Annotated in this window: 15 protein-coding genes; 10 read left to right on the top strand and 5 right to left on the bottom strand. The window is 65.1% G+C overall.

Annotated features, from left to right (window positions below; all coding sequences use genetic code 11):
• Window positions 1-220 precede the first annotated feature (220 nt).
• The 5 genes from gshA (at window position 221) to ptsP (ending at window position 5,676) form a co-directional block, all read left to right on the top strand.
• Window positions 221-1,510 (top strand): glutamate--cysteine ligase, encoded by a 1,290-nt coding sequence (gshA, locus tag C9I57_RS06535; protein ID WP_107149837.1) that lies wholly within the window; start codon window positions 221-223, stop codon window positions 1,508-1,510.
• A gap of 100 nt (window positions 1,511-1,610) precedes the next feature.
• Window positions 1,611-2,567, top strand: a complete 957-nt coding sequence (gene gshB, locus C9I57_RS06530) for a glutathione synthase (RefSeq protein WP_107149836.1) — start codon at window positions 1,611-1,613, stop codon at window positions 2,565-2,567.
• Window positions 2,568-2,799: 232 nt separating this feature from the next.
• Window positions 2,800-3,321, top strand: a complete 522-nt coding sequence (locus tag C9I57_RS06525) for a PTS sugar transporter subunit IIA (protein ID WP_107149835.1) — start codon at window positions 2,800-2,802, stop codon at window positions 3,319-3,321.
• 43 nt (window positions 3,322-3,364) lie between these two features.
• A complete protein-coding gene (locus C9I57_RS06520) occupies window positions 3,365-3,634 on the top strand; it encodes an HPr family phosphocarrier protein (protein ID WP_107149834.1) in 270 nt (89 codons plus the stop codon).
• Window positions 3,635-3,918: 284 nt separating this feature from the next.
• Window positions 3,919-5,676 (top strand): phosphoenolpyruvate--protein phosphotransferase, encoded by a 1,758-nt coding sequence (gene ptsP, locus C9I57_RS06515; protein ID WP_107150162.1) that lies wholly within the window; start codon window positions 3,919-3,921, stop codon window positions 5,674-5,676.
• Window positions 5,677-5,688: 12 nt separating this feature from the next.
• Here the strand turns inward: ptsP and C9I57_RS06510 are convergent, their stop codons facing one another.
• The 3 genes from C9I57_RS06510 to gpmA form a co-directional block, all read right to left on the bottom strand.
• On the bottom strand, window positions 5,689-6,441 hold the full coding sequence (locus C9I57_RS06510) for a HesA/MoeB/ThiF family protein (RefSeq protein ID WP_107149833.1): 753 nt from the start codon (window positions 6,439-6,441) through the stop codon (window positions 5,689-5,691).
• Window positions 6,442-6,454: 13 nt separating this feature from the next.
• Complete coding sequence (locus C9I57_RS06505) at window positions 6,455-8,008, bottom strand: S41 family peptidase (RefSeq protein ID WP_107149832.1); 1,554 nt, start codon at window positions 8,006-8,008, stop codon at window positions 6,455-6,457.
• A gap of 127 nt (window positions 8,009-8,135) precedes the next feature.
• Entirely contained in the window at window positions 8,136-8,882 is a 747-nt protein-coding gene (gene gpmA / locus C9I57_RS06500) for a 2,3-diphosphoglycerate-dependent phosphoglycerate mutase (protein ID WP_107149831.1), read from the bottom strand.
• A 172-nt stretch (window positions 8,883-9,054) separates the two neighbouring features.
• Between gpmA and C9I57_RS06495 the strand changes: the two genes are divergently transcribed.
• The 4 genes from C9I57_RS06495 to C9I57_RS06480 all read left to right on the top strand — a co-directional run bounded on the left by C9I57_RS06495 (window position 9,055) and on the right by C9I57_RS06480 (window position 11,436).
• Window positions 9,055-9,465, top strand: a complete 411-nt coding sequence (locus C9I57_RS06495) for a rhodanese-like domain-containing protein (RefSeq protein ID WP_107150161.1) — start codon at window positions 9,055-9,057, stop codon at window positions 9,463-9,465.
• 13 nt (window positions 9,466-9,478) lie between these two features.
• Window positions 9,479-9,739: a glutaredoxin 3 gene (gene grxC, locus C9I57_RS06490; RefSeq protein ID WP_026230214.1), complete on the top strand. Its 261-nt coding sequence runs from the start codon at window positions 9,479-9,481 to the stop codon at window positions 9,737-9,739.
• A 181-nt stretch (window positions 9,740-9,920) separates the two neighbouring features.
• A complete protein-coding gene (secB, locus tag C9I57_RS06485; RefSeq protein ID WP_107149830.1) occupies window positions 9,921-10,391 on the top strand; it encodes a protein-export chaperone SecB in 471 nt (156 codons plus the stop codon).
• Between the two features lie 37 nt (window positions 10,392-10,428).
• Window positions 10,429-11,436 carry an NAD(P)H-dependent glycerol-3-phosphate dehydrogenase gene (locus C9I57_RS06480; RefSeq protein WP_107149829.1) on the top strand — a complete coding sequence of 336 codons (1,008 nt, stop codon included), beginning with the start codon at window positions 10,429-10,431 and terminating at the stop codon, window positions 11,434-11,436.
• A gap of 80 nt (window positions 11,437-11,516) precedes the next feature.
• On the opposite strand, the gene trmL is transcribed toward C9I57_RS06480, so the two are convergent.
• Window positions 11,517-11,987 carry a tRNA (uridine(34)/cytosine(34)/5-carboxymethylaminomethyluridine(34)-2'-O)-methyltransferase TrmL gene (gene trmL, locus C9I57_RS06475; RefSeq protein WP_107149828.1) on the bottom strand — a complete coding sequence of 157 codons (471 nt, stop codon included), beginning with the start codon at window positions 11,985-11,987 and terminating at the stop codon, window positions 11,517-11,519.
• Window positions 11,988-12,004: 17 nt separating this feature from the next.
• Window positions 12,005-12,841, bottom strand: coding sequence for a ComF family protein (locus C9I57_RS06470; protein ID WP_440130184.1), 837 nt, complete (start codon window positions 12,839-12,841; stop codon window positions 12,005-12,007).
• Window positions 12,842-12,938: 97 nt separating this feature from the next.
• On the opposite strand from C9I57_RS06470, the gene C9I57_RS06465 reads away from it, so the two are divergent.
• Complete coding sequence (locus C9I57_RS06465; protein WP_107149826.1) at window positions 12,939-13,943, top strand: methyltransferase domain-containing protein; 1,005 nt, start codon at window positions 12,939-12,941, stop codon at window positions 13,941-13,943.
• Window positions 13,944-13,971: the final 28 nt, after the last annotated feature.

Here is a 13,971-nt window from a genome sequence, read left to right as displayed (position 1 = left end):
CCGCTAGTACTGAGCACAGCGATTCAGCCCGCCTTCACGGCGGGCTTTTTTTATGCGCGGGCATCTGTTGAGAGTCCGCCTTTCACCCCACCGTCTATCGGGTCAATAGAAAAAGCGATTGCGCCCGAGCCCTTGCGAAAGAACGCGCCGCCCCCAAATCGGCAGGGCAATTGCTCCACATGCTCTACAATCTTTTTCTCCCCCGTTCCGCGAGTGCTCAATGGTTCCGCACCTAGTTACGGCGTTAAACGGTCCGCTGCTCGATCTCGAGCGGAAGATCCTCGATGCCACGCCGGCGATCGAGCGGTGGTTCCGCCTCGAGTGGCAGGAACACACGCCGGCGTTTTACTGCTCGGTCGACCTGCGCAACGCGGGCTTCAAGCTTGCGCCCGTCGACACGAACCTTTTTCCGGGCGCCTTCAACAATCTGCCCAATGAGGTGCTGCCGCTCGCCGTCCAGGCCGCCATGGCGTCGATCGAAAAGATCTGCCCGGATGCGAAGAATCTTCTGATCATTCCCGAGCACGAGACCCGCAACGCGTTTTATCTCGAGAACGTGGCGCGACTTGCGACGATCATGCGGCAGGCGGGCCTCAACGTGCGTTTCGGGACGCTCGACGAAACCATCGCGGGCCCCGTCACGATCTCCCTCGCCGACGGGCAGAAGATCGTCCTCGAGCCGCTCGAGCGCACACCGCGCCGGCTCGGCTTGAAGAACTTCGATCCCTGCTCGATCCTGCTCAACAACGACCTCTCGGCCGGCGTGCCGCCCGTGCTGGAGAATCTGCACGAGCAGTACGTGCTGCCGCCGATCCATGCCGGCTGGGCCGTGCGGCGTAAATCGACGCACTTCTCGTGCTACGACGATGTGGCGAAGAAGTTCGCGAAGATCGTCGACATCGATCCGTGGATGGTGAATCCGTACTTCGCGCATGTCGAAGGCGTCGATTTCGAAGCGCGCACGGGCGACGAAGCGCTCGGGGACGCGATCGACGCGGTCATCAAGAAGATCGCGCGCAAGTACCGCGAGTACGGCATCAGCGAAAAGCCTTATGTGGTGATCAAGTCCGATGCGGGCACCGACGGCCGCGGCGTCATGACGGTGCACGACGCGAGCGAGGTGACGAGCCTGACGAAGGGCGAGCGCGCGCGCATGTCGATGACCAAGAGCGGCTTGCAAGTGCACGACGTGATCGTGCAAGAAGGCGTCTACACGTTCGAGCGCATCGGCGACGAAGTGGCCGAGCCCGTCGTCTACATGATCGACCGGTATGTCGTCGGCGGCTTTTACCGCGTGCACGGCAGCCGCGAGCGCGATCAGAACCTGCACGCGCCGGGAATGCACTACGTGCCGCTCGGCTTCGAGCATACGGCGTTGCCCGATGCGCATGCCAAGCCCGGCGCCGCGCCGCCGAACCGGTTCTATATGTACGGCGTCGTCGCGCGGCTCGGCCTGCTCGCGGCCTCGGTCGAGCTCGAGAAAACCGACCCGGAGGCCATCCAGGTTTGAACGCCGGCGCCTGCGCGCGGCCACGTGGCCGCGGCGCGGCGTCTTCGATCCTTTCGCGGCATCCCACCAACGATAGCGCCCGCCCCGGGGCAGGACCTTCATGGACATCCTTTTCATCGCCGATCCGCTCGCCAAGTTCAAGATCTACAAGGACTCGACCTACACGATGATGGCCGAAGCGGCCCGGCGCGGACATACGCTCTTCGCCTGCGAGCCGAAGCAGCTCGCGTGGGCGTCCGGTGACGTCGAGGCGACTGTGCGGCGCGTGACGCTCGTCGGCGACGAGTCCGATCGCCATCGCCAACCGTGGCACGAGAGCGCTCCGCACGAGAATCGGTCGCTCGCGTCGTTCGGCGCGGTGCTGATGCGCAAGGACCCGCCGTTCGATATGGAGTACGTGACTTCGACTTGGCTGCTCGAGCTCGCCGAGCGCGCCGGCGCGCATGTCTTCAACAAGCCGCAGGCGATCCGCGATCATTCCGAGAAGCTCGCGATCGGCGAATTTCCGCAATTCGTCGCGCCGACGCTCGTCACGCGGGACGCCGCACGGCTACGGGCGTTCCATGCCGAACACGGCGACGCGATCTTCAAGCCGCTCGACGGAATGGGAGGCATGGGCGTCTTTCGCGTGACGCGTGACGGCATGAATCTCGGCTCGATCATCGAAATGCTGAGCCACGACGGCGTACGTTCCGTCATGGCGCAGAAGTTCATCCCGGAAATCGCGGCGGGCGACAAGCGCATTCTGTTGATCGGCGGCGAGCCCGTGCCGTACTCGCTCGCGCGTATTCCGCAGGGCAACGAGGTGCGCGGCAATCTGGCCGCGGGGGGGCTCGGCGTCGCGCAGCCGCTCTCGGCGCGCGACCGCGAGATCGCCGAGACGCTTGGACCTGTCCTCGCATCGCGCGGGCTGCTGCTCGTCGGGCTCGACGTGATCGGGGACTGGCTGACGGAAGTCAACGTCACGAGCCCGACATGCTTTCGCGAAATCATGGATCAGACGGGGTTCGATGTGGCGGCGATGTTCATTGACGCATTGGAGCGCGCGGCCGCCTAGACGGGCACCGCTTGGAAGGGATCGCGCCGCCGGTTCGCGCCGACAGTCGAATCGTTCGGAGGCCGACAGCGCGGCGCGAGGAATCGCGCGAAAATGAGCCTGCTACAATGCCGGTCTCGCGGGTGCGGGACGGCATGACGGCGTCCGCCACCCTCGGTGGCGGACCTGGACAGGGCGCGGCCGGCCGCTCGTTATCGCGCGCATCGCGCCGTTTTTGGTTGGCAAGACAGATATGGCAGGCATCCTGATCATCGCGCATGCGCCGCTCGCCACGGCTCTCAAAGAGTGCATCGCGCATATCTACGGCGGGCTTCCGGCACGCATCGGCGGAATCGATGTCCTTCCCGACTGCGATCCGGCCCAGGTCATTCGCGATGCTGAAGCGGAAATCGATCGGCTGCGAGAAGAAAACGGCGCGCTCGTTCTGACCGACATGTACGGCGCGACACCGGGGAACATCGCGTGCCGGCTCGCCGGTTCGTCTGATGTGCGCGTGCTCGCGGGAGTCAATTTGCCGATGCTCGTGCGTGCCGTCTGCTACCGGGCCGCGCCACTCGATCAGCTCGTCGAAAAGGCGTTGATGGGGGCCGCGAAGGGGGTCCATGCGGTGGGGCCGCAAACGTCGGCATGCGAGTCCGCCAACGCCTCGGCTTGTCTGCCGTCCAACGCTTCGGCGGCCGGTGGCGCCATGCCCGCCGCCGCCTCTGTGGTCGGCGCGCCGCCTTGCGCGGACGAAGGCCCGGCCCGGTCGTAACCGGCTCCGCTTTTCTCCTATCCTTTGCCCACCAGGACAACCGATGCTCGAACAAGAAACGACGATCGTCAATAAACTGGGCCTGCATGCGCGCGCATCGGCCAAGCTGACTCAACTGGCCGGCAACTTCCAGGCGGAAATCTGGATGACGCGAAACGGGCGCCGCATCAACGCGAAAAGCATCATGGGGGTGATGATGCTCGCCGCCGGAATCGGAAGCACCGTCACGATCGAGACGGAGGGGCCCGATGAAAAGGAGGCAATGGACGCACTCTTGAAGCTCATCGCCGATAAATTCGGTGAAGGACAATGAACGGCCGGAGCGGCGCCGGCCGGCGCATCGAGCAATGACAAAAGCCGCGATTTTTCGCGGCTTTTTCTATGCGTGGTAAAACGCAAGCCGTGAGGCCGCTCACGGCCATCGCGCAATGGCAATTACAACGGGAGGGCTGCCCGGCGATGTCTCACGCCGAAGCATGCGTTGCTGCGCCGCACGCTGTCAGCGATCGCCGACGGAATTTATAATCGCAGATCAGGGTCAAACGCCCATTGCAGCGGTATCACTCCCGCGGCATCACATAACTCGAGGAGGTGCGCGTGTCGTTTTCGCTGCATGGAATCCCAGTGTCACGCGGCATCGCGATCGGGCGGGCTTACCTGATCGCGCCGGCTGCGCTCGACGTCGACCATTATCTGGTCGATGCGCCGCGGATCGAGGGCGAGATCGAGCGCTTCCGCGCGGCGCTGAAAGCCGTGCAGAACGAACTCGAGCGCCTCTCCGAGGATCTCGCGGCCGACGCGCCCAGCGAAGTCGGCGCCTTCATTCACGTTCATACGATGATCCTGAACGATGCGATGCTCGTTCAGGAAACGATCGATTTGATCCGCACGCGCAGATACAACGTCGAGTGGGCGTTGACCGAGCAACTCGAGCGCCTTTCACGCCATTTCGAGGACATCGAAGACGAGTATTTGCGCGAGCGCAAGGCCGACATCCGGCAAGTGGTCGAGCGTATCTTGAAGGCGCTGGCGGGCGCGCCTTCAGCCGCGGCGCTCGTTGACGAAGCGAACGGCGACTCGCTCGCGGAAATGATCGTGGTGGCGCACGATATTTCGCCTACGGACATGCTGCAGTTCAAGACGCAAACGTTCCAAGGCTTCGTCACCGATCTCGGCGGACGCACTTCGCATACTGCGATCGTCGCGCGCAGCCTCGGCATCCCCGCCGCGGTCGGCGTGCAGCATGCGAGCACGCTGATCCGGCAGGACGACCTCATCATCGTCGACGGCGATCACGGTATCGTGATCGTCGATCCTGCGCCAATCGTGCTCGAGGAGTACACGTATCGGCAGACCGAGAAAGCGCTCGAGCAGAAGAAGCTGCAGCGGCTCAAGTTCTCGCCGACGCAGACGCTATGCGGCAACAAGATTTCGCTTTGCGCCAACATCGAGCTGCCGGACGATGCCCGCGCGGCGATCGAGGCAGGCGCCGTCGGGGTGGGGCTCTTTCGGACCGAGTTCCTCTTCATGAACCACAAGGATCGCCTTCCGGAGGAAGAGGAGCAATTCGAAGCCTACCGGCGCGCGGTCGAGCTGATGGGCGGGTTGCCGGTGACGATCCGCACGATCGATGTGGGAGCCGACAAGCCGCTCGAGACGCTGGCGGGCGGCGACGGTTTTGAGTCGGCGCAGAATCCGGCCTTAGGCCTGCGAGCGATTCGCTGGAGCCTGTCCGAGCCGCAGATGTTTCTGACGCAGCTGCGCGCGATCCTGCGCGCGTCGGCGTTCGGCAAGGTGAAGATCCTCGTTCCGATGCTCGCGCATGCGCAGGAGATCGATCAGACGCTCGATCTCATTCGCGAAGCGAAGCGGCAGTTGGACGACGCGGGCCTTGCCTACGATCCTGGCGTGCAGGTCGGCGCGATGATCGAAATTCCGGCGGCGGCCATCGCCTTACCGCTGTTTTTAAAGCGCGTCGATTTCCTTTCGATCGGCACCAACGACTTGATTCAGTACACGCTCGCGATCGATCGCGCCGACAACGCCGTCGCGCATCTGTACGATCCGCTTCATCCGGCCGTCCTGCATTTGATCGCCTTTACGCTGCGCGAAGCGAAGCGCGCCGGCGTGCCCGTGTCGGTCTGCGGCGAAATGGCCGGCGATCCGCAGCTCACGCGCCTGCTGCTCGGCATGGGGCTGACCGAGTTTTCGATGCATCCGAGCCAGCTGCTCGTGGTGAAGCAGGAAATCTTGCGCGCCGATCTCAGAAAGCTCGAGAAGCCTGTCGCGGACGTGCTCGCGGCATTCGAGCCTGAGGAGGTGCAGGCGGCGCTCAGGTGTGTCGCCGAGGCTTAGCGCGCTAAAGCGCTAACCCCTGCCCATGCACACTGGGCAGTCGGGCTGGCGCGCGATGCTCATCGTCGTCCATTCCATCCGCAGCGAATCGAGCATCATCAGCCGGCCCGTCAGGGATTCCCCGATGCCGGCGATAACGCGCAGCGCTTCGGCGGCTTGCATTGCGCCGATGATCCCGACTGTCGGCGCGAACACCCCCATCTGTGAACACGCCACTTCCTCGAACGGTTGATCCTCGGGAAAGATGCATGCGTAGCAGGGCGAAGCAGGATTGCGGAAATCGAACGTACTGATCTGACCGTCGAAACGCAACGCCGCGCCGGAGACGAGCGGCACGCCATGCGCCACGCACGCGCGGTTGATCGCATGCCGCGTAGCAAAATTGTCGGTGCAATCGAGGACGACGCTCGCGTGCGGCACGGCGGCCTCCAGCCACGCGTCGCTCACGCGCTCGTCGACGCCTTCGACGATCACGTCCGGATTCAAGCGGGCGATGGCTTCGCGCCCCGACTCGACCTTCTTGCGGCCGATCGACGCCGTGACGTGCAGGATCTGCCGCTGAAGATTCGTGAGGTCGACGGTGTCGGCGTCGACGAGCGTCAGCTTGCCGATCCCCGCGGCGGCCAGATACATCGCGGCGGGCGAGCCGAGCCCGCCCGCGCCGACGACGATCGCATGGGCGTCGAGGAACCGCTCTTGCGCCTCGATGCCGAGCTCGTCGACGAGAATGTGCCGCGAGTAGCGAAGAAGCTGATCGTCGTTCAAGGATTACGCCAGATTACTTGCTCGGCGCGGGGCTCGAAGCAGGCAGCGGTGCCGACGACTGGGGCTTCACGGCGACCGGCGCGGAAGCGGACTGCTCGACCTTGCGCTGCGCAAGCTTGCGCTCGGCGATCGACTTCGATTCCAGCACCGGCTTACCTTCGAGCTTGTTCACCGCCTGCTGCAGCATGAAATCGTCGGTCGAGCCGAAATCGACAGGCTTGCGATCGCGCTCCTTGGCCTTTTGCTCGGGCGTCATCTTGTCTTCTTGCTGCTCGAGCTGCTGCAGCTGCTGCAGGCGGTCCTGCTCGCGCTGCTCCTGCTCTTTCTTCTCGTTCGGATCCTGCGTGTTCGCGAGGTGGTTCGTGTAGTCGACCTCGCGCGTCACGAAGGCATCGTCAGGATCACCGTCGGCGTATTGATCGACGGGGATGTCCGGCCGAATGCCCTTGTTCTGAATCGAGCGGCCGCTCGGCGTGTAGTAGTAGGCCGTCGTCAACCGCAGCGCCGTATCGGCCGTGAGCGGCCGCACCGTCTGCACCGAGCCCTTGCCGAAGGTCGTCTTGCCGAGGATCAGCGCACGGTGCTGATCTTGCAGCGCACCGGCCACGATCTCCGATGCCGATGCCGAATAAGCGTTCGTCAGCACGACCATCGGCACCGTTCGATAGATGGCCGGCAGGCTCTTGAGCGGGTCGGAATCGAACGACGGGAGCCGGTAGTTCGAATAGGTATCGCGATAAACCTGTTTCGAATCGGGGATCTGGCCGTTCGTCGACACGACGACCGAGTCCGGCGGCAGGAACGCGCCGGCCACGCCGACCGCGCTTTGCAGCAGGCCGCCGCCGTTGTTGCGCAAATCGAGCACGAGCCCCTTCAGGTTCGGCTGCTCGCGCGCGATGTCCGCGAGCTTGGCCGCGAGATCCGGCACGGTGCGCTCCTGGAAGCTCGTGACCCGCACATAGGCATAGCCGGGCGACAGCACCTTCGTCTTCACGCTCTGCACGCGGATGATCGCGCGCGTGACCGTGACGGGGAACGTGCGGTCTTCGCTCTTGCGGAAGATCGTCAGCGTGACCTTCGTGCCCGGGTCGCCGCGCATCTGCTTGACGGCCTGGTCGAGCGTCATGCCGCGCACAGGCTTGTCGTTGATGCGCGTGATGAGGTCTCCCGGCCGGATGCCCGCGCGGAACGCGGGCGTATCCTCGATCGGCGAGATGACCTTGATCAGGCCGTCCTCCTGCGAGATTTCGATGCCGAGACCCGCGAACCGCCCCTTCGTCTGTTCCTGCAGCTCTTCGTAGTCGGTCTTGTCGAGGTACGACGAGTGCGGATCGAGGCTCGAAACCATGCCCTTGATCGCTTCGGTCAGGAGCTTCTTGTCGTCGACTGGCACGACGTAGTCATGCTTGATCTGGCCGAATACCTCGGCAAAAAGCCTGAGCTGATCGAGCGGCAATGGCGCAGTGGTAGCCTGTTGCTGCGCCGCGGCGGAGAACTGCAGCGTCGCGAAGATGCCGGTGGCGAGGCCCGCGGCGATCAGGCCGATGTTCTTGAGTTTCGTGCGCATAGAGTCGGGTGCGGTCTGGAAACGGCGGAGCGCCGAAAAGCGGAGGACGGTCAAGTATAACTGTTCGACCTTGAGGGTGCGGGATGGTTGTCACATGGCGCCCGCACCAAGAGCGGCGCCATGCCGGTCAACGCGCCTTGCCCTGGTTGGCCACGGCGGCCTGCGCCTTGGCGATCGCCTCCTGATCGCCGAGGTAGTAGTGCCGAATCGGCTTCAAGTCCTCGTCGAGCTCGTACACGAGCGGCACCCCGTTCGGAATGTTGAGGCCGACGATATCGGCATCCGAGATCTGATCGAGATACTTCACGAGCGCGCGCATCGAATTCCCGTGCGCGGCGATGAGCACCTTTTTACCGGCTTTGATGGCCGGACCGATCGATTCGTTCCAAATCGGCAGTACGCGCGCGACGGTGTCCTTCAGGCATTCGGTGAGCGGCAGCTGCTCGCGCGGCACCTTCGCGTAGCGCGGATCCTCGTAGGATGCGCGCGGATCGGACGGCTCGAGCGCGGGCGGCGGCGTGTCGTAGCTGCGGCGCCAGATCAGCACCTGCTCGTCGCCGTACTTGGCCGCCGTCTCGCCCTTGTCGAGGCCCGCGAGCGCGCCGTAGTGGCGCTCGTTGAGCCGCCATGAGTGCACGACGGGGATGTACATGAGGTCCATCTGGTCCTGCACGAGCCAAAGCGTGCGGATCGCGCGCTTCAAGACCGAAGTGTAGGCGATGTCGAAAGTGTAGCCGGCGTCCTTGAGCAGGCGGCCTGCCTGCTCGGCTTCACGGATGCCTTGCTCGGTGAGGTCGACGTCGACCCAGCCGGTGAATCGGTTTTCCTTGTTCCACGTCGATTCGCCGTGGCGGATGAGGACGAGCTTGTGCATGGTGTGTCGGTCGGTAGTAAGGAAGCCTCTGACGTCGGCGCCCGCCCGCGCTCCGTCCGCGGCCGCCGGCTGCGGGACGCGCGAGATAGGGGGGCGTCGCCATCGCGTCGGACGGTTATTTTATAATGGCGGGATTGCCCTTTTGGTTTTCTTCCTTCTTGGCGGATCTTCCGTGACGTTCTTTACCGATTACACGAACCTCGTGCTCCTCGCCGCGCTCCTCGTTTCCGGCGGCTTTCTGCTCTGGCCGATGTTGACCGGCGGCGGGCGCGGCGGCCTTTCCGCGGCCGAGGCGACGCAGCTCATCAACCGGCGCAACGCCGTCGTCGTCGATCTGCGCCCCGCGGCCGACTACACGAACGGGCATCTGCCGTCGGCTCGCCATCTCGAGTTTTCGGAGCTCCAAGCAAAAATCGGCCAGATCGCGAAGAATAAGGCTAGCCCGGTGTTGCTCGTCTGTCAGAACGGTCTGCAGTCGAACAAGGCTTCGCGTATCGTCAGGGAGGCCGGCTACACCGAAGTCCATGTTCTGCAAGGCGGCCTGAACGCCTGGCAGCAGGCCGGCATGCCGGTCGTCAAGTAGAGGAGTCGCAAGCGTGAATACCGTCGTCATGTACAGCACGCAGGTTTGCCCGTACTGCCAGATGGCCGAACGCCTGTTGAAGTCGCGCGGCGTGCAGCATATCGAGAAGATCCTGATCGACAGAGACCCGTCGCGTCGCCAGGAAATGATGAGCCGAACGGGGCGCCGCACGGTGCCGCAGGTTTTCATCGGCGAGACGCACGTCGGCGGCTACGACGACCTTTCCGCGCTCGATCGCGCGGGCGGTCTCACGCCGTTGCTCGAGGCGGCCTGACGCCGCGACGGCGGTCTGGCGCCGATCCGTCACTTTTTCGCGCGCGGCGCAGCCAGGGTCGCGCGCTTCGGACGCGCGGTGCCTTGCTGCCCGCGCGACCGCGCCTGAAACGCATATCGGCGGTGGGTTCGACGCGCGCACCGTCGAGCCGGCCCCCACGAATCCATCCACCGGAGTCATCATGTCGGACCAGAACAACCAGCCGTTCTTCAACATTCAGCGCATTTACCTGAAGGACCTCTCGCTCGAGCAGCCCAATTCTCCGGCGATCTTCCTCGAGCAGGAAATGCCTTCGGTGGAAGTCGAAGTCGACGTGAAGGCGGAGCGTCTCGCCGAGGGTATCTTCGAAGTCATCGTCACCGGTACCGTCACCGCGAAGATCTCGGAAAAAGTCGCGTTTCTCATCGAGGCGAAGCAGGCTGGCATCTTCGACATTCGCAACATTCCCGCCGAGCAGGTGGATCCGCTCGTCGGCATCGCGTGTCCGACGATCATCTTCCCGTACCTGCGCTCGAACATCGCCGATGCGATCACGCGCGCGGGCTTCCCGCCGATCCACCTCGCCGAGATCAACTTCCAGGCGCTCTACGAGCAGCGCCTCGCCCAACTCAATGCGCAGAACGACGCATCGACAAACCCCACGCAGCATTGAAGCCGAGCGGCTTTAGACGCGCATCGAGGTGCCGACGATGAAGGTCGCCGTTCTCGGCGCCGGTGCCTGGGGCACCGCGCTGGCCGCGCATCTGGCGCGGCGCCACGACGCGCTGCTGTGGGCGCGCGACGGCTCGCTCGTCGATGAGCTGCGCGCGACGCGCGAGAACAAGCGGTACCTCGGCGGTGTCACGCTGCCGGCCGAGCTTCACTGCGAAGCCGAACTCGCGTCGGCGCTCGCGCACTGCGCCGACGACGACGCGCTTTGCGTCGTGGCGACACCCGTCGCGGGTTTGCGCGCGCTTTTCCGGGCGATGCGCGATGCCCGTCGGGTGCCCGCGCATATCGTCTGGGTCTGTAAAGGGTTCGAGGCCGATTCGCAGTTGCTGCCGCATCAAGTCGTCGCGGCGGAGCTGGCCGGCCATGCGAGCAACGGCGTGCTGTCCGGGCCGAGCTTCGCGCGCGAGGTGGCGCTCGGCCTGCCTGTCGCCTTGACTGTCGCGAGCGCGTCCTCCGTTTGCCGCGAGCGGACGCTCGGCGCGTTTCACCATGGCGCGATGCGGATCTATACCGGCGATGACGTCGTTGGCGTCGAAGTCGGCGGCGCCGTGAAAAACGTGCTCGCCATCGCGACGGGCATCGCCGACGGCCTCGCGCTGGGACTCAATGCGCGCGCCGCGCTCATCACGCGCGGGCTCGCCGAAATGTCGCGCCTGGGCGTAGCGCTCGGGGGACAACCCGAGACGTTCACCGGACTGACGGGCCTCGGCGATCTCATTCTGACTGCCACGGGCGATCTTTCCCGCAATCGCACCGTCGGCCTTCGACTGGCTGAAGGGCGCACGCTCGACGATATCCTCGCCGCGCTCGGGCATGTGGCCGAAGGCGTGCGCTGCGCCCAGGCCGTGGCCGCGATCGCGCATGCCCATGGCGTCGACATGCCGATCACGCAGGCGGTCTGTGCCGTGCTCTTCGAAGGCGTCGCGCCGCGCGACGCGGTGAGCGCGCTGCTGCGCCGCGACGCGCGCGCCGAATCCAAGCATTGACGGTTCGATTGAGGGTTCGCGGTCTTCGCGGCCGCGACGCTCATCGGACGTCCATCAGACGACTGTCCGCTTTACCCATCTCAATCGCCACCTTCGAAGCCGGCTTGACGCCAGGCTTCGAATACGACGACAGCGACGGTGTTCGAGAGATTGAGGCTGCGGTTGCCGGGTCGCATCGGCAGACGCACGCGGCGCTCGTTCGAAAACTGCGCGAGCAGCGCATCGGGCAGGCCGCGCGTTTCCGCGCCGAACACGAACCAATCGCCGGGGGCGAAGACGTGCGAGTGAAAGCGGCTCGAGCCACGCGTCGTGAATGCGAACATGCGTGAGCGATCGGGCGTTTCGCTCGCGATGAACGCATCCCAATCGCGATGCACGCGCATTTGCGCATACTCGTGATAGTCGAGACCCGCGCGGCGCATCTTCGCGTCGTCGAGCGGAAACCCGAGCGGCTCGATGAGGTGGAGCCTCGCGCCTGTGTTGGCGCAAAGCCGGATGATGTTGCCGGTATTCGGCGGAATTTCGGGTTCGACGAGGACGACGTTGAACATGGTGACTTGAACCTGGGTCAATCTTTCGCGGTGCGCAGCGCGACGAAGTTGGTGACTTTGCGCGCGCCCGCGGCCTTCAGCACGCGCGCGATTGCTTCGAGCGTCGCGCCCGAGGTCATCACGTCGTCGACGAGCGCGACGTGCAAGCCGGCGACGCACCGTGAGACGCTGAACGCGGCGCCGACGTTTCGCCGTCTAGTATCGAGATCGAGCCGCGACTGCGGCGACGTATGCACGAGACGCGTGACGAGCGTTGCATCGGCCGGTACGCCGATCGCCCGGGCGAGCGGTCTCGCGATCTCCCAAGCCTGATTGAAACCGCGCTCGACGAGACGAGCATGCGCGAGCGGCACGGGCGCGACGACATCGGGCCAATCGTCGGCGGGAAGGCTATCGCTGGCGAGGCGCGCGAGCCCCTGTGCGAATTCTCGCGCAACGACGAGACGCGCGCGAAACTTCAGGCCGAGCGCAAGGCGCTCGAGCGGCGCGCGATAATCGGCGAGCGCGAGCGTCCGATCGAACGGCGGCCGTTCGCCGCGGCAGGTGCCGCACAGATAGCGCGCCTCGCCGCGCGGACCGCCGCTTCGCAACGAAAGCGCCAACGCGCAGACGACGCAGCGCAAACGCGGCTCATTCCAATAGGCGGCATCGCATCCCGGGCAGAGCGGGCGTTGCGACATATTGACGCACGCGGCGGCATTCGTCCGGTGATGCGCGCGGCATGATGCTCCGCACAACACGCAGGTCTGCGAGAGCGCCACACGGCCGATCCGCGTCAGCGCCCGGATGGCGAGGCCTTTCACGCGGCTCGCGTCGCCGCGGCCGAGGCAACGTGCACGCCAGTTCGCGGACATCGTGGGAAGCGCGTTGCGATGCGGCTCCATGAGCTTCGTTTAGTGAACGGAACGGAGCGAGCGAGTATACTTCGGGCTCCTCGCCCGTTCGACCGTCATGTCCTCCAATTCCGCGAAATCCGGCCGTCCGGCCTATGATGCCGGGTTCTTGAGGCGAATCTTCGATCGCCGCGCGGCGGCATTCGGTGAAGTCTCGTTTCTTCCGCGTGAGATTGCTGAGCGCATGCGCGAGCGGCTCGACTTCATCAAGGTCGAGCCCGCCCGTATTCTCGATGCGGGCTGCGGCGCAGGCGACGATTTTTCCGCGCTGCGCGAGCGCTTTCCCGAAGCGCCGGTCTTCGGTGCGGACGTTTCTCATGCGATGCTGGTGCGCGCGACTGCCCGAGCGGGCGGCGACGCGAGCTGGCGGCGCCTCTTGCCGGCGGCGCTGCAGCGCGCGCTCGGCGCGCATGGCCCGCGGCTCGCGCAAGCCGATTTCGCGGCGCTGCCGTTCGCGGCGGGCGCGTTCGATTTCATCTGGTCGAATCTCGCGCTGCAATGGCATCCGCGCCCCGACCTCGTCTTCCCCGAGTGGCAACGCGCGCTCACGGTCGGCGGGCTGCTGATGTTCAGCACGCTCGGGCCCGACACGCTGCGCGAGCTGCGCGGCGCTTATGCGGAAGTGGAGGCGGCGCATGGCGTCGCGAGCCGCCCGCACGTGATCGATTTCGTCGATATGCACGACCTCGGAGACATGCTCGTCGAGAGCGGATTCGAGATCCCGGTGATGGATCAGGAAACGTTGACGATCACTTATCAATCGCCCGAATCGCTGCTCGCCGACGTGCGCCGCTGGGGCGCGTATCCGTTTGCGCGAACGTTCGCCGGGCCAGGCGGCGGCGACTCGCGAGCGGGAGGCGCCGGCGGTCTCGCGGGTGCGCTCGCGCGACGGCTGCATACGGCACTGATCGCGGCGCTCGAGGCGCGTCGACGCGAGGACGGCACGATTGCGCTCACGTTCGAAGTCATCTACGGACACGCATGGAAGGCAGTGCCGCGCAAAACGGCCGAAGGGTATGGCGTCGTCCGCCTCGAGGACATCGGACGGCGGCGTCCGACATGACGCGGCGCGCTGCATCGGGCGATTGGCT

The sequence above is a fragment of the Trinickia symbiotica genome, from assembly GCF_003028655.1.
GTDB classification, from domain to species: Bacteria; Pseudomonadota; Gammaproteobacteria; order Burkholderiales; family Burkholderiaceae; genus Trinickia; species Trinickia symbiotica_A.
The sequence above is the reverse complement of the archived record's forward strand: the minus strand, read 5'-3'. Positions and strand labels throughout refer to the sequence as shown.